The 17,346-nt window shown below is 70.1% G+C and carries 16 protein-coding genes, 1 tRNA gene and 1 pseudogene; 6 read left to right on the top strand and 12 right to left on the bottom strand.

Translation table 11 applies throughout. The annotated features are described in order from the left end of the window. Positions 1-233: 233 nt before the first annotated feature. The 3 genes from FXO19_RS17955 to FXO19_RS17945 form a co-directional block, all read right to left on the bottom strand. Complete coding sequence (locus FXO19_RS17955) at positions 234-1,718, bottom strand: N-acetylmuramoyl-L-alanine amidase (protein ID WP_149196491.1); 1,485 nt, start codon at positions 1,716-1,718, stop codon at positions 234-236. Between the two features lie 81 nt (positions 1,719-1,799). Next, positions 1,800-2,300 (bottom strand): tRNA (adenosine(37)-N6)-threonylcarbamoyltransferase complex ATPase subunit type 1 TsaE, encoded by a 501-nt coding sequence (gene tsaE, locus FXO19_RS17950; RefSeq protein ID WP_149196490.1) that lies wholly within the window; start codon positions 2,298-2,300, stop codon positions 1,800-1,802. After that, positions 2,297-3,790, bottom strand: a complete 1,494-nt coding sequence (locus FXO19_RS17945; RefSeq protein ID WP_149196489.1) for an NAD(P)H-hydrate dehydratase — start codon at positions 3,788-3,790, stop codon at positions 2,297-2,299. The genes tsaE and FXO19_RS17945 overlap by 4 nt, the downstream gene beginning before the upstream one ends. A gap of 281 nt (positions 3,791-4,071) precedes the next feature. Between FXO19_RS17945 and queG the strand changes: the two genes are divergently transcribed. Further along, entirely contained in the window at positions 4,072-5,157 is a 1,086-nt protein-coding gene (gene queG / locus FXO19_RS17940) for a tRNA epoxyqueuosine(34) reductase QueG (protein ID WP_149196488.1), read from the top strand. Between the two features lie 218 nt (positions 5,158-5,375). On the opposite strand, the gene FXO19_RS17935 is transcribed toward queG, so the two are convergent. From FXO19_RS17935 to pcnB, 7 genes and pseudogenes are all read right to left on the bottom strand, one after another. Then, positions 5,376-5,879 (bottom strand): GNAT family N-acetyltransferase, encoded by a 504-nt coding sequence (locus tag FXO19_RS17935; RefSeq protein ID WP_149196487.1) that lies wholly within the window; start codon positions 5,877-5,879, stop codon positions 5,376-5,378. Then, positions 5,876-7,405 (bottom strand): glucose-6-phosphate isomerase, encoded by a 1,530-nt coding sequence (gene pgi / locus FXO19_RS17930; protein ID WP_149196486.1) that lies wholly within the window; start codon positions 7,403-7,405, stop codon positions 5,876-5,878. The genes FXO19_RS17935 and pgi overlap by 4 nt, the downstream gene beginning before the upstream one ends. Positions 7,406-7,407: 2 nt before the next feature. Beyond that, a complete protein-coding gene (panD, locus tag FXO19_RS17925; RefSeq protein ID WP_149196485.1) occupies positions 7,408-7,788 on the bottom strand; it encodes an aspartate 1-decarboxylase in 381 nt (126 codons plus the stop codon). 139 nt (positions 7,789-7,927) lie between these two features. Next, a complete protein-coding gene (gene panC, locus FXO19_RS17920) occupies positions 7,928-8,785 on the bottom strand; it encodes a pantoate--beta-alanine ligase (protein WP_149196484.1) in 858 nt (285 codons plus the stop codon). A gap of 217 nt (positions 8,786-9,002) precedes the next feature. Continuing rightward, entirely contained in the window at positions 9,003-9,812 is an 810-nt protein-coding gene (gene panB / locus FXO19_RS17915; protein ID WP_149196483.1) for a 3-methyl-2-oxobutanoate hydroxymethyltransferase, read from the bottom strand. Between the two features lie 354 nt (positions 9,813-10,166). Beyond that, positions 10,167-10,658, bottom strand: a complete 492-nt coding sequence (gene folK, locus FXO19_RS17910; RefSeq protein ID WP_149196482.1) for a 2-amino-4-hydroxy-6-hydroxymethyldihydropteridine diphosphokinase — start codon at positions 10,656-10,658, stop codon at positions 10,167-10,169. Next, positions 10,655-11,956 (bottom strand): annotated as a pseudogene (gene pcnB, locus FXO19_RS17905) (polynucleotide adenylyltransferase PcnB); the annotation flags it as partial. The pseudogene pcnB and the gene folK, both read right to left, overlap by 4 nt. 182 nt (positions 11,957-12,138) lie before the next feature. On the opposite strand from pcnB, the gene FXO19_RS17900 reads away from it, so the two are divergent. Both FXO19_RS17900 and fdxA read left to right on the top strand, forming a co-directional pair. Further along, a tRNA-Glu gene (locus tag FXO19_RS17900) sits at positions 12,139-12,214 on the top strand. Between the two features lie 177 nt (positions 12,215-12,391). Continuing rightward, the gene (gene fdxA, locus FXO19_RS17895; protein WP_149196480.1) at positions 12,392-12,715 is read left to right on the top strand and encodes a ferredoxin FdxA; all 324 of its coding nucleotides are present in this window, start codon (positions 12,392-12,394) and stop codon (positions 12,713-12,715) included. Positions 12,716-12,954: 239 nt separating this feature from the next. Here the strand turns inward: fdxA and FXO19_RS17890 are convergent, their stop codons facing one another. Both FXO19_RS17890 and dapA read right to left on the bottom strand, forming a co-directional pair. After that, positions 12,955-13,476, bottom strand: a complete 522-nt coding sequence (locus FXO19_RS17890; RefSeq protein WP_149196479.1) for a hypothetical protein — start codon at positions 13,474-13,476, stop codon at positions 12,955-12,957. A 15-nt stretch (positions 13,477-13,491) separates the two neighbouring features. After that, entirely contained in the window at positions 13,492-14,397 is a 906-nt protein-coding gene (gene dapA, locus FXO19_RS17885) for a 4-hydroxy-tetrahydrodipicolinate synthase (RefSeq protein WP_149196478.1), read from the bottom strand. A 193-nt stretch (positions 14,398-14,590) separates the two neighbouring features. On the opposite strand from dapA, the gene FXO19_RS17880 reads away from it, so the two are divergent. The 3 genes from FXO19_RS17880 to FXO19_RS17870 all read left to right on the top strand — a co-directional run bounded on the left by FXO19_RS17880 (position 14,591) and on the right by FXO19_RS17870 (position 17,284). Then, the gene (locus FXO19_RS17880; RefSeq protein ID WP_149196477.1) at positions 14,591-15,157 is read left to right on the top strand and encodes a glycine cleavage system transcriptional repressor; all 567 of its coding nucleotides are present in this window, start codon (positions 14,591-14,593) and stop codon (positions 15,155-15,157) included. A 110-nt stretch (positions 15,158-15,267) separates the two neighbouring features. Next, on the top strand, positions 15,268-15,750 hold the full coding sequence (locus FXO19_RS17875; RefSeq protein ID WP_149196476.1) for a peroxiredoxin: 483 nt from the start codon (positions 15,268-15,270) through the stop codon (positions 15,748-15,750). Positions 15,751-15,883: 133 nt separating this feature from the next. Further along, entirely contained in the window at positions 15,884-17,284 is a 1,401-nt protein-coding gene (locus tag FXO19_RS17870) for a PhoH family protein (RefSeq protein ID WP_149196475.1), read from the top strand. Positions 17,285-17,346: the final 62 nt, after the last annotated feature.

Below are 17,346 nucleotides of genomic sequence, written 5' to 3'. Positions count from 1 at the left end.
ATGCACGAAAACCGCTGATTGCCGTGCGGCCGCGAGTCGGCACCTCGCAACATGGGCCAAGAGTCGCTGGATCCCGGCCTGCGCCGGGATGACGTTGCGGGGGACTTCAAGCACGCGGGAGACGGGGCCGGGGCGTGGGAGGCTTCACCGCAAGGGAGACGCGCCCGGGGCGCGGGAGGCTTCATCACGCGGGAGACGGGGCCGGTCCGGCAGCCCAGGGGAAGCATGTGTCGCTACGGGCTGCCGCCGCCCGCGACGCCGCCGCTGCCGTTCGCCGCGGCGGCGCGTGCGGCATACAGCGTGCCCGGCGGCGGTTGCGCGGAGAAATAGGTGTTGACGCCGTCGAGTACCGCGCGCGCCACCGTGCGCTGGAACTTCGGATCGATCAGCCGCTTTTCCTCGTCCGGGTTGGACAGGAAGGCGGTCTCCACCAGCATCGCCGGCATGTCCGAGGTGCGCAGCACGGCGAAGTTGGCGCGCTCGATGTGCGGCTTGTGGTTGTTGCCGATGCGCTTGAGGCCGTCGAGGATGTGGCTGCCGGCATCCTCGGACGCCTTCATCTGCCCGCTCTGGGTGAGATCCAGCAGCACCGAGGCCAGGGTGTCGTCGGCTTCCTGCAGGCGCACGCCGCCGATCAGGTCGGCCGCGTTCTCCTTGTCGGCGAGCCAGCGCGCACGCTGCGAGGACGCGCCGCGCAGCGACAGCACGTACACCGAGGAGCCCTTGGCGTTGCGGTTGTGCGCGGCATCGGCATGGATCGAGATGAACATGTCGGCGCCGGCCTCGCGCGCCAGCTGGGCGCGGCGGTTGAGCGGGATGAACACGTCACCATCGCGGGTGAGATACGACTTGAGCCCGGGCGTGGCATCGATCTGCCGGCCCAGCTCGCGCGCGATCGCCAGGGTGATGTCCTTCTCGCGCTTGCCGGTCGGCCCGACCGCCCCCGGATCCTGTCCGCCATGTCCGGGATCGATGGCGATGACCAGTGGACGCATCCCCGCGGTGGACGGCGGCGGGCGCGGCGGCGGAACCGCCTGCGCCTGGCGAGGCGCGGGTTCGTTCGTGGACGCGGCCGGGGCCGGTGATTGCGGCGTCGGATTGCCCGAGGGTGGCGGTGGCGCCGTCGATGCCGAGGCCGAGGCCGGCGCCGGTGCCGGATTCGAGGGCGTCACGGCGGCGGCAATGCCGGAGATCAGGCGCGTCGTGGCCGCGCTCGAGGCCGCGGCGGGATCGACGCGTGCGGCGGGCGCGGCGGTTTCGGGCGGCGTCTCGGATACCTGCGCGATCACGCGTGCGATCGGATCGCTGCCGCCGCTGTCGCCCGGCCACTCCACCACCAGGCGCACGCCGTCGGCGCCGGGCTCGAACCTCGGGCCGAGCGCGGCCACCGGCTCGGCCAGGTCGAACACGATGCGGGTCACGCCCGGCTCCGGTTGGCCGCTGCGCACGGCGCGCACCAGCCCCGCGGGGGCCGGCAGCTTGACGCCGCTGCCCAGTGCGGTACCTGGCAGGTCGATCACCAGCCGATCGGGGTTTGCGAGGGTGATGACCTTGAATTCGGTTTCTTTCGCCAGCGCCAGCTCGGCGCGGGTGCCGGTAGCGCCGGTATCCAGGCGCAAGTGCTTGATTTCAGACGCTTCGGCCACGCTCCAGAGCAGCCCGGCCAGCAGTGCCAGACCGAGCAGGATTTCCTGAAGACGGGCTCCCCGTACGCGCATGGCCGCTAGTCAAGCACCAAGGCGCATTCTTTGCAAGCACTTTTTCCTTTGAAATCCGTGGCCTGGCAGCCCTTCCTACGGTCACGGTTCAGGAAGCGGCCGCAACTCGCGTACCAGGTCGGCGAGCACCGGCGCCGACAGCCAGGCGGCTCCCCGCGGTCCATGGCCCAACAGCCGCGCGCTACGGCCGGGGCCGGCGATCTCCAGCGCCACCTCCAGATCCGGTGGCGGCAGCGCCCCGGCGCCGCGCTCGGGCCATTCCACCAGCCACAATGCCGCCGGCACCTCGTCCAGCCCCAGGAACTCCAGTTCGCCGGCCTCGCCGATCCGGTAGAGATCCAGGTGCAGGGCCTCGCCCGCCGCGCCCAGCGGGTAGCGCTCGACCAGGGTATAGGTGGGGCTGCGGACCGTGCCGATCACGCCCAGCGCCCGCAGCCAGGCACGCGCCAGGGTCGACTTGCCGGCGCCGAGGTCGCCGCGCAGATACACCACCGCGGGCGCGGGCTGCGTGGCCGCCAACGCGCGGGCGAGCGCCTGCGTCGCCGCTTCGTCGGGCAGGTACAGGCGTTCGGCGCCGCTCATGGGTTGACCAGCCGCCGCAGCGGTTCGAACAGGTCCGAGGGCAACAGGCCGCGCTCGCCGCCGGCCTGCGCCGCCAGGTCGCCGGCGGCGGCATGCAGCAGCGCGCCGGTGGCGGCGGCATCGAAGGCGGAAAAGCCCTGGGCACGCAGCGCGGCGATGCAGCCGGTGAGCACGTCGCCGGTGCCGCCGACCGCCAGGCCGGGATTGCCGGCGGCGATCACCTGCGGCAGTTCGCCCGGCGCCGCGACCACGCTGCCGGCCCCCTTGAGCACCACCGCGCAGCCGAAACACGCGCACAGCAGATGCGCGGCGGCGAAGCGGTTGGCCTGCACCTCGCTGCCGGAGATGCCGAGCAGCCGCGCCGCTTCGCCCGGGTGCGGCGTCAGCACCGTGCCGGCGGGCGGCGACTGCGCGTTGCGCGCCAGCAGGTTGAGCGCATCGGCATCGAGGACCAGCGGCTTGCCGCAGGCCAGGGCCGCGGCGTGCAGTGCAGCGCCCCACTCGCCTTCGCCCAGCCCGGGACCGACGGCCAGCACGTCGGCACGTTGGAACAACGGCGGCGGCACCGTGGCGGATTCGACCGCCTGCACCATCGCCTCGGGCCGCCGCGCCAGCAACGCCGCGACGTGCTCGGCACGCGTGGCCACGCTGACCAGCCCGGCGCCGCAGCGCAGCGCCGCCTCGGCCGCCAGCATGACCGCACCGCCCTTGCCGGCGTCGCCGCCGATGCACAGCACGTGGCCGGAGCGGCCCTTGTGGCTGTTGCGCGGGCGCGGCCGGAACCGCGCCGGAAGATCCTCCGCGCGCAGGCAGCCGGCGACAGGTTTGACCTGCACCAGCACGTCCCCGGGCACGTCGAGGCCCGCCAGCGACAGCGCGCCGCCATGGTCCAGTGCATCGCCGGTATAAAGTCCCGCATGCGCGGCGATGAACTGCAGCGTCGCCTCGGCGCGGATCGCCTTGCCCGGCGCGCTGCCGCTGTCGGCGTCGATGCCGCTGGGCGCGTCCAGCGCCAGCACCGGCGCCGGTGCGGCGTTGATCGCGTCGATCAATGCACCGCAGGGTTCGTCCGGCGCACGCGACAGGCCGATGCCGAACAGCGCATCGACCAGCACGTCGGCCGCCGGAAGCGCGCCGTCGTAGCGCTCGATGCGACCGCCGCCGTCGCGGTAGGCCGCGCAGGCATGCTGCGCCAACCCGCCCCGCGGCGCATGCGCCTCGAGCCGCACCACGCACACCTCGCGCCCGGAATCGAACGCATGCCGTGCCAGCACGTAACCGTCGCCGCCGTTGTTGCCGGGTCCGCAGACCACTACGATCCGCTGCGCCTGCGGCCAGCGCCGCAGCAGTTCGCGCCAGGCCGCCTGCCCGGCGCGCCGCATCAGCTCGAAGGCGTCGCCGCCCAGGTGCGCGGTCGCGGCGGCCTCGATCGCGCGCAATGCCGCGCTGTCGTACAGGGGCTCGGGGTCGCGCGGGCGGGCCGTGTTCATCGGCCGGATTCTACCTGCGCGCGTCGTCCCTGCCGCTTTCCGGGCTCGGTGCCGGGCGGCCACCCGCGGCGCGGCCCATTGACTGGTTCAGTCACGGATCAACGCGGATGAACACGGACAGGTCGACCGCCGACCAATGCATTTCCGCACCGATCCACGTTGACCGTGGGCAAAACTTCATGCTCAACCGCGGCATCGCCAGAGCGGCCGTCCTGAATCGCAGTCAGGCGGCAACTCCTCTGGCGGGGGGCGATGAATGGCGACCGCTCTACACTTGTCGGATGCCTTCTCACGCGCCCACGCAGGCCCCCCGAGCCGATCCCGCCGCCCTCGCGGCGCGGATCCGCACGCTCGCGCGCGAGGCCGGTTTCCAGCGCTGCGGCATCGCCGGCATCGAGCTGGGCGAGGACGAGGCCCACCTGCGCGACTGGCTGGCACGGGGACTGTACGGCTCGATGGACTGGATGGCCCGGCACGGCGACAAGCGCTCGCGGCCGCAGGAACTGGTGCCCGGGACGGTACGGGTGATTTCGGTCGGCCTCGACTACGGCCGCGACGACGATGACGAGAGCTGGCGCACGCTGGCCGACGGCGAGCGCGCCTACGTCGCCCGCTATGCGCTCGGCCGCGACTACCACAAGCTGATGCGCCAGCGGCTGCAGAAGCTGGCCGACCGCGTCGCGGAAGAGATCGGCCCGTTCGGCCATCGCGTGTTCGTCGACTCGGCGCCGGTGCTCGAGCGCGCGCTGGCGCGCAACGCCGGGCTCGGCTGGATCGGCAAGCACACCTGCCTGATCGACCGCGACGGCGGCTCCTGGTTCTTCCTCGGCGAACTCTATGTCGACCTGCCGCTGCCGGTCGATGCGCCGGCCAGCGCCCACTGCGGCAGCTGCACGCGCTGCATCGACGTCTGCCCGACCGGGGCGATCACCGCACCGCATCGGCTCGATGCGCGCCGCTGCATCAGCTATCTCACCATCGAGCACGACGGCGCCATTCCCGAAGACCTGCGCCCGGCGATCGGCAACCGCATCTTCGGCTGCGACGACTGCCAGCTGGTCTGTCCGTGGAACAAGTTCGCCAGGCGCAACGACGAGCCGGACTTCCGCGCCCGCAACGATCTCGACACGGCCACGCTGGCCGACCTGTTCGCCTGGGACGAGGACGAGTTCCTGCGCCGCACCGAAGGCTCGGCGATCCGCCGCAGCGGCCACCGGCGCTGGCTGCGCAATATCGCCGTGGCGCTGGGCAACGCACCGACCACGCCGGCAGTCGTGGCGGCGCTGCAATCGCGCGCCGATGAGCCGGACGCCGTGGTGCGCGAACATGTGCAATGGGCGTTGGCGCGCCACGGCGAACGCCCGTAGCTCCGACGGCGCCCACGACGCCGGGGGGTCGAATGCGGGTGTGCGAGCTGCACGGCGGTCGCGAGCACCCGCGGCATCGCGCGCGTGGCGCGCTCCTACGTCGGCAGGCCGCGTCGTCCCGCATTTCGTAGGAGCGGGCCACGCCCGCGATGCCGCGGGTGTCGAACGCGGGTGTGCAGGCTGCACGGAGGCCGCAAGCACGCGCGCACGGCGCGCTCCTACGGTGCGATGCGCGCCATCAGGTAGACGTCGGCGTAGGCGCCATCACGCAGCGCGTATCCGCGCGCATGGCCTTCACGGACGAAGCCGTGCTTCTCGTACAGCGCGATCCCGGCCGGGTTGTCGGTATAGACCTCGAGCTCCAGGCGCTGCACGCCGTGCCAGCGCTCGGCGGTGTCGATCGCCGCACGCAGCAGCTGCGTGCCGATCCCGCGGCGCTGCCGCGCCGCGGCGACCGCCATGCCGAGGTTGGCGACGTGACGGCGGCGCGGATTCCGGAAGACCTCGAACCCGGCGGCACCGGCCAGCTCCCCGTCGACGCCGTCGACCGCGACCAGCTGCACCACGTGCTTCGGCGGATCGGCCAGCGCCTGCTCCCAGGCAGCCTGCGACGGGAACGGTGGCTGCAGCGTCGCGGCGTAGGCATCGCGCGCGGAGAACAGCACATGCAGCCCGGCGGCATCGCCCGGCTCGGCATGGCGGATGCGGACGTCGTCGCTCATCCGCCGGAACGGCGGCGGGAGATCTCGGTCAGCAGTTCACGGGTGACGGGGTCGGAGACTTCCGTGGTGTCGCCGCGCACGGCCGGCAACAGCTCGCCGGCGATGCGCTTGCCCAGTTCCACGCCCCACTGGTCGAAGGCGTTGACGCCCCACAGCACCGACTGCGCGTAGACGCTGTGCTCGTACAGCGCGATCAGCGCGCCCAGCGAGGCCGGCGTGAGCGCGTCGAGCAGCAGCAGCGTCGAGGGCCGGTTGCCGGGATAGGTCTTCTGCGGATCGCCATCCGAGTGGCCGTTGGCCAGCGCTTCGGTCTGCGCCAGCAGGTTGGACAGCAGCGCGGCGTGATTCTCGGCGTAGGCGTGATCGGGATTGACCACGCCGATGAAGTCCGCGGGCACCGTCTGCGTGCCCTGGTGCAGGGCCTGGAAGAAGCTGTGCTGCGAGTTGGTGCCCGCCCCGCCCCAGAGCACCGGCACCGTGTCCACGCCGGCGGCCTGCCCGGCCGGCGTGACCGACTTGCCCAGGCTTTCCATCACCAGCTGCTGCAGGTAGGCCGGCAGCAGCGCCAGGCGCTCGTCGTAGGGCAGCACCGCATGGGTCGACAGGCCGAGCGCGTTGCGGTTCCACACCACCGAGAGCGCATGCAGGATCGGCAGGTTGCGTTCGGGCGCCGCCTGCAGCGCGTGCGCGTCCATCTCCGCCGCGCCGGCCAGCAGCTCTTCGAAGCGCGGCATGCCGATGGCGAGCGCGATCGCGAAACCAACCGCCGACCACAGCGAGTAACGTCCGCCCACCCAGTCCCACATCGGCAGCACGCGTTCGGCCGCGACACCGAACGCTTCCGCCTTCGGCACGTTGGCACTGACCGCGTACAGGCGCTCGCCGCCGCCGAGCCAGTCCTTGAGGATCCGGCCGTTGAGCAGCGTTTCCTGGGTGCCGAAACTCTTCGACACCAGGATCGCCGCGGTGCGCGCGGGATCCAGCCCGCGCAGCGTGTGCTGCGCATCGCTGCCGTCGACGTTGGTGAGGAAATGCACGCGGAAACGTCCGCTGTGCGCGTCCTTCAGCGCGTCGGCGACCAGGCGCGGGCCGAGATCGGAGCCGCCGATGCCGACGTTGACGATGTCGGTCACGTCGGAGGCGACCAGCTCGTCGACCAGCTTTGCCATCCGCGCGCGCGCCTGCGCAGCCTGCGCCTGCGCGTCGCGTGCGACCTCGCCGGCGCCCAGTGCCGAGCGCAGCGCGACGTGCAGGGCCGGACGGTCTTCCGACACATTGACCCGCTCGCCGTCGAACAGCGCGCGGAACGCCTGCGGCAATGCGCAGGTGTCGGCCAGCTGCAGCAGCGCATCGAGTGCGTCGCGGTCGATGCGCTGGCGCGAGAAGTTGGCGTAAATGGGACCGACGCGCAGTGACAGATCGCCGGCGCGTGCCGGATCGGCGGCGATCAGCTCGGCGATCCGGACAGAGGACAGGCGCTGCGCGTGCGGCGCCAGCGAACCGGTGAGCCGCTGCGCTGCCGTCATGCTCAGGCCGCCTGCGCCGGGATCGAATCGTTGGTGTGGGTCAGCCGGTTCTGGCGGTCGACGTAGACCAGGGTCGGCTTGAACTGCGCGGCCTCGGCCTCGTCGCAGGCGCCGTAGGCGCAGATGATCACCAGGTCGCCGGGCTGCGCCTTGTGCGCGGCGGCGCCGTTGACCGAGATGGTGCCGCTGCCGGGCTCGGCCCGGATCGCATAGGTCGCGAAGCGCTCGCCGTTGTTGATGTTGTAGATCTCCACCCGTTCGTACTCGCGGATGCCGGAGATCTCGAGCAGGCGCGCGTCGATCGCGCACGAGCCCTCGTAGTGCAGCTCGGCGTGGGTCACCGTGGCGCGGTGGATCTTGGCTTTGAGCAGGGTCAGGTGCATGGCATCGCTCGCCGGATCGCGGCAGTCAGGGCGCGGAAATCCGCTGATTCCGGAAGTATAGGGGCGATTTTCTGCATCGCAACATAGGCTGGGCGCAAGTTCAGGTAACCGCCGAAGAACCCCGTCGCTCCCGTGCGCCTCAGCCGGGCGGCAGTTCGAACTCGAGGTTGTCGATCAGCCGCGTCGCACCCAGCCGCGCCGCCACCAGCGCGACGCGCGGGCCGTCGGTGCCGGCCTCCGGTTCGGCCAGTGCCGGCGTGCGGATCACCGCATAGTCGACCTGGAAGCCGGCCGCCTGCAGACGCGCGTGCGCCGCGGCTTCCGCCGACGTCAGCGGTTCGCCCGCCCACGCGGCATCGCGCATCGCCAGCAGGGCGCGATGCAGTTCCGGTGCAACGCTGCGTTCCGCCTCCGACAGGTACTGGTTGCGCGAACTCATCGCCAGACCGTCCGCTTCGCGCACGGTGTCGCCGGCAAGCAGCTGCAACGGGAACGCGAGGTCGCGGACCATGTGGCGGATCACCGCCAGCTGCTGGTAGTCCTTGCGGCCGAACGCGGCCACATCGGGCTGCACCTGGTTGAACAGCCGCGACACCACCGTACACACGCCATCGAAATGACCGGGGCGATGGGCGCCGTCGAGCACCTCGGTGACGCCGGGCACGCGCATGCGCACCGCGTACTCGGCACCGAACGGATACATGGTCTCCACCGACGGCTGCCAGACGAGATCGCAGCCGGCCGCCTCGAGCCCGGCGGCATCCTGCTCCGGGGTGCGGGGGTAGCGCTCGAAATCCTCGCCGGGGCCGAACTGGGTGGGGTTGACGAACACGCTGGCGACCACGCGATCGGCATGATCGCTTGCCAGCCGCACCAACGAGTAGTGGCCGGCATGCAGGTTGCCCATGGTCGGCACGAAGCCGATGCGCAGGCCTTCTCGCTTCCAGGCGGCGATGCGTGCGCGCAGGCTATCGAGTTCGGTGACGGATTCGATCATGTTGTCGGGGGACTTTTGTCACGGGTCGAAACGGATGGACGCGGATAAAAACGATGGCGCATGCGTCGCTGCTCGCCTGCGGGAGGGATTTCAGCTCAGGGCCTCGATTCGACATTGTGGTCGGGGCTGAAGCCCCTCCTACATGGGGTGAGCGGCCATGGGGTGAGCGGCATCGGCCGCTCCGCTTGATCCGCGTCGATCCGTGGCAAAGGCACACTCACGTGTAGGAGTGCTCCTCACCGGGAAACGACCCGTCGCGCACCGCGGCCACGTAGGCCTGCACCGCGCCGGCTACCGAGCCGCCGTCGGCCAGGAAATCCTTGACGAACTTCGGCCGCCGGTGGCCGCTCTCGAGACCGAGGAAATCGTGCAGCACCAGCACCTGGCCGTCGCAGCCGGGACCGGCACCGATGCCGATGGTCGGCACGGGGCTGGCGGCGGTGATCGCCGACGCCAGCGCCGACGGCACGCATTCGAGCACCAGCAGCGCGGCGCCGGCCGCGGCGACGGCCAGTGCGTCCTCGCGCAGCTTGGCGGCGGTCGCGTCCTCGCGCCCCTGCACCCGGAAGCCGCCGAAGCGCAGCACCGACTGCGGCGTGAGGCCGAGATGGCCGCAGACCGGAATCTCCCGCTCGACCAGGAAACGGATCACCTCGAGCTTGTGGCCGGCACCCTCGAGCTTGACCATGCCGGCGCCGGCCTGCAGCAGGCGGGTGGCGGCATCGAGCGCGCGCTCGGGCGTGGCATCGGCCTGGAACGGCAGGTCGGCGACCAGCAGCGCGCGCGACAACCCGCGCGCGACGCAACGGGTGTGGTAGGCGATGTCGTCGACGGTGACCGGCAGGGTGGAACCCTGCCCCTGCACCACCATGCCGAGCGAATCGCCGACCAGCACCAGGTCGACGCCGCCCGCGTCGCAGGCGCGCGCGAAGCCGGCGTCGTAGGCGGTCAGCATCGCCAGCTTGCGGCCTTCGCGGCGGGCGGCGGCGAGGCCGGGAACGGTCAACGGTCTGACGGCGGTATTCATGCGCCCTAGCTTAACCGCTGCCGCGCCCGGCGGCCGCGCCAGGCAGCCCCTTGGGCGGCGGCGATGAAGAACGCGCCTCCGCGCGTCGCGAAGACGAACAACGGCAGAGACGATCTGTCGTCGGCATGCCCCCGTCGCGGTTGAACCCTGAGGTTCCCCCACGTTCCTGAGCGCTTGCCCTCCCCCTTTGAAAAAGGGGGATTGAGGGGGATTTGCTTTGGCTGTGGCCTTCTCGCGCGCGCCCTTTTTCAAGAGGAGGGGCATAGACAAGCCGTTGGATTGATGCAGGAACCAGAGGAACTCAGGCTGAAGCCACTCCTGCATTCTCGCGCGACGATTGCGGATCAGATCACGCTACAGCGGCTCGATACTGGCCGTATCCAGCGTGGCAAGCGCATCACGGGCGGAGCCGACGCCCGAGATCACCGCCTCCGGCAGCACGTCCAGCAACGGCAGCAGGGCGAATGCGCGCTCGTGCAGGTGCGGATGCGGTACCCGCAGGCCGGGCTCGTCGACGACCGCCTCGCCGTACAGCAACAGGTCCAGGTCGAGCGTGCGCGGCCCCCAGCGCTCGTCGGCATCGCGGATACGGCCGAAGTCGCGTTCGATCCGCAGCAGCGCATCGAGCAGCGCCCGCGCGGAAAGCCCGGTCTCGAGCGCCACCGCGGCATTGATGAAACCGGGCTGCGCCTCCACGCCCCAGGGCGGGGTGCGGTAGAAACGCGACGTCCGCAACAGACGCGTATCCGGCAGCGCCGCCAGCGCCGCGACCGCTTTGCGCAACGTGGCTGCGACATCACCCAGATTGCCGCCGAGGCCGACGCAGGCGACGGCCGGCCGGCTCATTCCGTCGCCGTGGAGCGGCGGCGGCGCCGGCGGCGCTTGCGCGGCGCGGCGCCTTCTCCCTCTCCTGCCTCCACCTCGGCTTCGGGCGGATGCGCGGCGATGGCATGGTCGGGATCCTGCTGCGCCTCGCGCCAGAAGGCGACATCCTCGGCGTGGTCGTCCGACGCGCTCTGCCGCAGTACCAGGAAATCGAACGCGGCGCGGAAGCGCGGATGCGACAACGTGCGCACCACCCGCTTGCGCTGGCGCAGCGGGAAGCGCGACTGCAGCAGCCAGATCTCCTGCATCGGCAGCGAGAACCGGCGCGGCAGCGCCACGGTGGTGAGCTGGTGCACGGTGACGCGATCGGCGGCGCGGCGCTGCGCCTCGGCTGCGTGCACGCCTTCGGCCTGCAGCGCCATCAGCGCGCGGCAATACGCCGGCCACAGCAGCAGTGCGAACAGGAAGGCCGGCGAGACCGGCTCCTCCGCGGCGACGCGCGCATCGGTGTTGCGCAGGCCTTCGAGCAGCATGCGGCGCAGCGCGCCGCTGCGGTTGGCAGCCATCGCCGCCGCCGATTCCGGCAGCAGCGCCGGCAGCAGGCCGTGCTGCTCCAGGCCGAGGAAGCTTGCCTCGGCGTTCCCGGACAGGAACAGCTTCAGGCACTCCTCGAACAGCCGCGCCGGCGCCGCCTCGCTCAGCAGCGAGGCCAGGTGCGGGAGCGGCGCGGCGCTCTCGGGATCGATGCTGAAACCGAGCTTGGCGGCCAGGCGCACCGCGCGCAGCATGCGCACCGGGTCCTCGCGATAGCGCAGCTCGGGATCGCCGATCAGCTTCATCACCCGGTTCTGCACGTCCTCGAACCCGCCGGTGTAGTCGCGCACCGAGAAATCCTCGATCGCGTAGTACAGCGCGTTGGCGGTGAAGTCGCGGCGCACCGCGTCGTCCTCGATCGTGCCGTAGACGTTGTCGCGCAGCAGCCGCCCGCCGGCGTGGGTCTCGCGGTCGCCGCTGCCGTCGTCGATGTTGGCGCGGAAGGTGGCCACCTCGATGATCTCGCGCCCGAACACCACGTGCGCCAGGCGGAAGCGGCGCCCGATCAGGCGGCAGTTGCGGAACAGCGCCTTGATCTGCTCGGGGGTGGCGTCGGTGGCGACGTCGAAGTCCTTCGGCTGCAGCCCCACCAGCAGGTCGCGTACGGCGCCGCCGACCAGGTAGGCCTCGTGCCCGCCTTCACGCAGGCGGTAGAGCACGCGCAGCGCATTGGGGCTGATGCCCTTGCGGGAGATGGAATGCTGGTCGCGCGGGATGCTGCGCAGCCGGGTCAATGCGGTGTCGTTCTGGGTCGGCATCTAGAATTCTGGTGAGGGTCGATCGGGCGCCGTTTCCGGCGGTCGGCCGGTGCTGCATTGCCCGTTGTCCTGCTATACTAGCAAGCTGCACGGCCGATCCGGTCGCTGCGAACCGGTCGTCCAGCCGGTGGCCCCAGGGCCGATCCCCAGCTCCCTTCGTCTAGAGGCCTAGGACGTGGCCCTCTCAAGGCTAAAACACGGGTTCGAATCCCGTAGGGAGCGCCATATGCCGCAGGCATCCGCCGCAAGACGCGGATGACGCAGAAGACCCGGCTCCGGCCGGGTTTTTCTTTGCCCGCACCGGCGCGGCCGGCGCGCTCGCACGCGTCCCTGGCAGCGTGTTTCGGCGCGCTGGATTACACTGCGCGCACACCACAGGAACGCCTTCGAGGATCGCTGTCCATGCCCTTCGTCGTCACCGAGAACTGCATCAAGTGCAAGTACACCGACTGCGTGGAGGTGTGCCCGGTCGACTGCTTCCACGAGGGCCCGAACTTCCTGGTGATCGATCCCGACGAGTGCATCGACTGCACCCTGTGCGAGCCGGAATGTCCGATCAACGCCATCTACCCGGAGGACGACGTGCCTGCCGGCCAGGAAGCGTTCGTCGCGCTCAACGCCGAGCTGTCGAAGGACTGGCCGGTAATCACCACCCGCAAGGACGGCCTGCCCGACGCCAAGGAGTGGGAAGGCAAGCCGGACAAGCTGCCGCTGCTGGAGCGCTGACGTCCGCGCCGGCCGCCCCGTAGGAGCGCGCCATGCGCGCGATACCGCGGGTGCCGGCCGGATCCGGTGGATGCCGCGATTCCGGACCGGCAGGCGCGCCGATCACCGGAATCTGCGGGCGGCGCAATGCCCGCGGCATCGCGCGCATGGCGCGCTCCTACGGTGGGTGAGCCGGCGTCGCGGAGATGAGAACGGGCGCCGTTGGCGCCCGTTCGGTGTCGTTCCGGTGGATCGGGAACTCAGCCGCCGAGCTCCGCGCGCAGCGCCGCGATCAGCTTGGTCGCGCCCTCGCCGGAAGCCGGCTGTCCGCGCGGATCCACTGCGGAGACATAGGCGTTTTCCCCGGTCTGGCTGATGCGCACCAGGAAATTGCTGCCTTCATAGGCGATGTCGTAGGTCCCCAGGATCTGCGCGCGGCTGGAGATCGTGAGCCCCGGCGTGGCCTCGAGCACCTCACCGACCTGGGCGAAGATCTGGTCGCGCTGGCCGGCCACGGTGAAGCCGGTGGCACTGGCGCCCTGCGGCTGCCGCGCCGGGGTCATCGACGACCGGGTCACCGATTGCGGCGCCTCGGGCAGCGCCATGGACGCGTCGCCGGCGGGGCGGTCGAGATCGGGCGGCACTTCGAGCGGCCGGCTTTCCGCACTCTGCGCGTAGAGCGCGTTCTCCTTGCGGAACCAGCGGCAGCCGGAGGCCGCCAGCACGGCGACGGCCAGCGCGAGGAGGACGGTGGTGCGGAACACGGGACGGGTCTGGAACATCGGTGTCTCCTGGGATCAGGCCGCGAGTGTATCGCGGCAGGTGCGTTCGAGTTCGTCGACCGCGGCGGCGATGCGTTCGGCGGTGCCGGCATGCGCGGACCCCAGCGGGGTCAGCGGCAGGCGCAGGCCGTGGCCCATGCCGGCCCGGGCGAGCAGCGCCTTGATCGGGATCGGGTTGGGTTCGACCGCGGCGAAGCGGTAGAGCGGCTGCAGCCGTGCATCCAGTGCCCGTGCTTCGGCTTCATCGCCCGCGAGCGCCAGGTCGGCCAGGCGGCGGAACGCGCACGGGGCGATGTTCGATACCACCGAGATCACGCCGTCGGCACCCGCGAGCATGGCCCGGGCGGCGGTCGGGTCGTCGCCGCTCAATACCGCGAACGCATCGGACTTCAACGCCAGCAGCGCCTGCATCCGCTCCGGCTCGTCGCACGCCTCCTTCACCGCGACAATGCCCGCGTGCGCCGCTAGGTCGGCGACGGTCTCCGGCAGCAGGTCGCAGCCGGTGCGGCCGGGCACGTTGTACAGCACCAGCGGCAGCGCGCCGTCGTCGGCCACGGCGCGATAGTGGGCCGCGAGGCCGGCCTGGGTCGGGCGCACGTAGGGGGGCGTCACCACCAGTGCGGCGTCGGCGCCCAATGCCGCGGCGCGACGTGTCTGTTCGATCGTCTTGGCAGTGTTCGACTGACCGGTTCCGGCCAGCACCGGAATGCGTCCGGCCATCGCTTCCACCGCGGTCCGCAGCAGGGTGTCGTATTCCGCCTCGTACAGCGCCGCGGCCTCGCCGGTCGACCCGGCGACCACGACGCCCTGGGTGCCGCCCTCGAGCTGCAGCTGCAACAGGCGGCGCCAGGCGTCGAGGTCGAGTTCCCCGGCGACGCTGAATGGCGTCGCCAGGGCGGTGATGCTGCCGGAAAGTCGCAAGATGCTGTTCTCTGGTCTGCGCCAGCCGGCGCAATTCTGTTTTCGTGTGTCCGGTGCGCGGACCGGCCCGGCGGGAACGCCCGCGACGGTACCGATCTTACTTGCGGCTCCGAAGCACGGGCAAGTATGCTGGACGCGGCAACCGGTCCATGGCCGGCTCGCCGTTCAGACCCGACTTTTCGCGGACGCCGCCTTGACCGATTCCGACACCGCTACCCGTCCCGCGCCGAACGAGAACCATCTGCTGATCAACGCCTATACGACGCATCCGCAATCGCCGTTGCTGACGGTGAGCCGGCGGATCGCCGACAGCGGCTGCAACCTCGTCGACGCGCGCCTGTCCACCGTCGGCCGCGACGTCTCCGTCACCGCGCTGGCCACCGGCTCCTGGGACGCGGTCGCCAAGCTCGAGGCGATGCTGACCCGGCTCGATCGCGAGGAAGGCCTGAAACTGATCTGGTACCGCACCGGCGCCAAGCCGGTGCAGTCGAACCTGCTGCCCTACGTGGTCGAGGTGGTCGCGGCCGACAAGCCGGGCATCCTGTTCCAGCTGGCGGATTTCTTCGACCGCCAGGGCATCACCATCGAAAGCCTGCACTCCTCCCGCTACCGCGCGATGCAGACTGGCGCCGACATGTTCTCGGCGCAGGTGACCATCGGCGTGCCCGCCGACATGCACATTGCCGCGCTGCGAGACGATTTCCTCGAATTCTGCGACCACCTCAACCTGGACGCGATCATGGATCCGATGAAGTTCTAAGGGCCGTGATTGGTGATTCGTGATTGGTGATTCGTAAGAGCAACACTCTCAAACCGTTCCGCTTCATTCTTTAGCCAATCACCAATCACTAGTCGCGAACCACCATCCACATGATCGAGACCGGCAAGTCGCTGCCAAAATCCATCCTCTCGCTGCCGCTGGCGTTGTCCGGCGGTGCCACCGCGAGCCTTGCCGACTATGCCGGTCAGTGGCTGGTGCTGTACTTCTACCCCAAGGACTCGACTCCCGGCTGCACCACCGAGGGGCTGGACTTCAATGCGCTGCTGCCGAAGTTCAAGCGTCGTGACGCGGCCGTCCTCGGTGTGTCGCGCGACTCGGTGAAGTCGCACGACAACTTCTGCGACAAGCAGGGATTCAAGTTTCCCCTGGTCAGCGACCCGGACGAGGCGCTGTGCCGCGCGTTCGACGTGATCAAGGAAAAGAACATGTACGGCCGCAAGGTGCTGGGGATCGAACGCAGCACCTTCCTGGTCGATCCCGACGGCCGGATCGCGCAGGCCTGGCGCAAGGTCAAGGTGCCCGGCCATGCCGAGGCCGTGCTCGACGCGCTGAAGGCGGCCCAGGGCAAGTGATTCCCGGGCGCGCCCCGAATTCCCCCGTCGAGCGGAGCTCGCTCCGCTGCACTCTTCCCCGGAGTCCGCACAGCGAAGCGGGCTCCGCCCTACCCGGCCGTTTCCACCTCAACAGGCGATCCCCAAGCCGATGATGACCAAAGGCAAGCGCATCTACGTGCTCGACACCAATGTCCTGATGCACGACCCCACCGCGCTGTTCAAGTTCGAGGAGCACGACGTCTACCTGCCGATGCAGGTCATCGAGGAACTCGACACCGGCAAGAAGGGCACCTCGGAGGCGAGCCGCAATGCGCGCCAGGTCAGCCGCTTCATCAACGAGCTGATCGAGGACCAGGGCACGGACAAGATCGCTTCCGGCCTGGTCCTGCAGCGCCCCAGGGGCCTGCAGCTGCGCGGCGCCGACAGCATCGGCCGGCTCAGCTTCCAGACCGGCGCGCTGGAGGCGCGGCGCCCGCCCGGCGACGGCAAGATTCCCGACAACGACATCATCCACGCCATCCAGGCGCTGCAGCAGCAGGATGTCGAACTGCCGGTGGTGTTCGTCTCAAAGGACATCAACCTGCGGATCAAGGCCGCGATCGCGGGCATCGCCTCGGAGGACTACGAGAACGACCGCGCGCTGGACGACTTCAGCCTGCTCTACACCGGCACCAACGCGCTGCCCGAGGACTTCTGGCAGCGCCATGGCAAGGATCTCAAGTCCTGGACCGACAAGGGCCGCACTTACTACGAGGTGCGCACGAGCGAGGAAGACGGCTGGCACCCGAACCAGTACCTCTATCTGCCCGGGGACGAGGAGGCGGAGTTCCGCGTCGCCCGCGTCGACGGTGACAAGGCCACGCTGCAGATCGTCGACGACTACCGCAGCAGCCAGCACGCGATCTGGGGCATCCTGGCCCGCAACCGCGAGCAGAACTTCGCGCTCAATGCGCTGATGGATCCGGAGATCGACTTCGTCACCCTGCTCGGCACCGCCGGCACCGGCAAGACCCTGCTGGCGCTCGCCGCCGGACTGGCGCAAACCATGGACCAGCAGCGTTACCGCGAGATCATCATGACCCGCGCCACGGTCAGCGTCGGTGACGACATCGGTTTCCTGCCCGGTACCGAGGAAGAGAAGATGACGCCGTGGATGGGCGCGCTGACTGACAACCTGGAAGTGCTCACCCACAACCAGGAAGGCGGCAGCTGGGGCCGCGCGGCAACCAACGACCTGCTCGCCAGCCGCATCAAGATCCGCTCGCTCAACTTCATGCGCGGCCGCACCTTCCTCAGCCGCTGGCTGATCCTGGACGAGGCGCAGAACCTGACGCCCAAGCAGATGAAGACCCTGATCACCCGCGCCGGCCCCGGCACCAAGATCGTCTGCCTGGGCAACGTGGAGCAGATCGACACGCCGTACCTGACCGAAACCACCTCTGGCCTGACCTACGCCGTCGACCGTTTCAAGGCCTGGGAACACAGCGCCCACATCACCCTGCGCCGGGGCGAGCGCTCGCGGCTGGCGGACTACGCGTCCGAGGTGCTTTGAGGGCCGGGATTCGTGATTCGTGATTCGTGATTCGTGATTCGTGATTCGTGATTCGTGATTCG

Source organism: Luteimonas suaedae (assembly GCF_008312895.1).
In the GTDB taxonomy this organism is placed as follows: Bacteria; Pseudomonadota; Gammaproteobacteria; order Xanthomonadales; family Xanthomonadaceae; genus Luteimonas; species Luteimonas suaedae.
The sequence above is the reverse complement of the archived record's forward strand: the minus strand, read 5'-3'. Positions and strand labels throughout refer to the sequence as shown.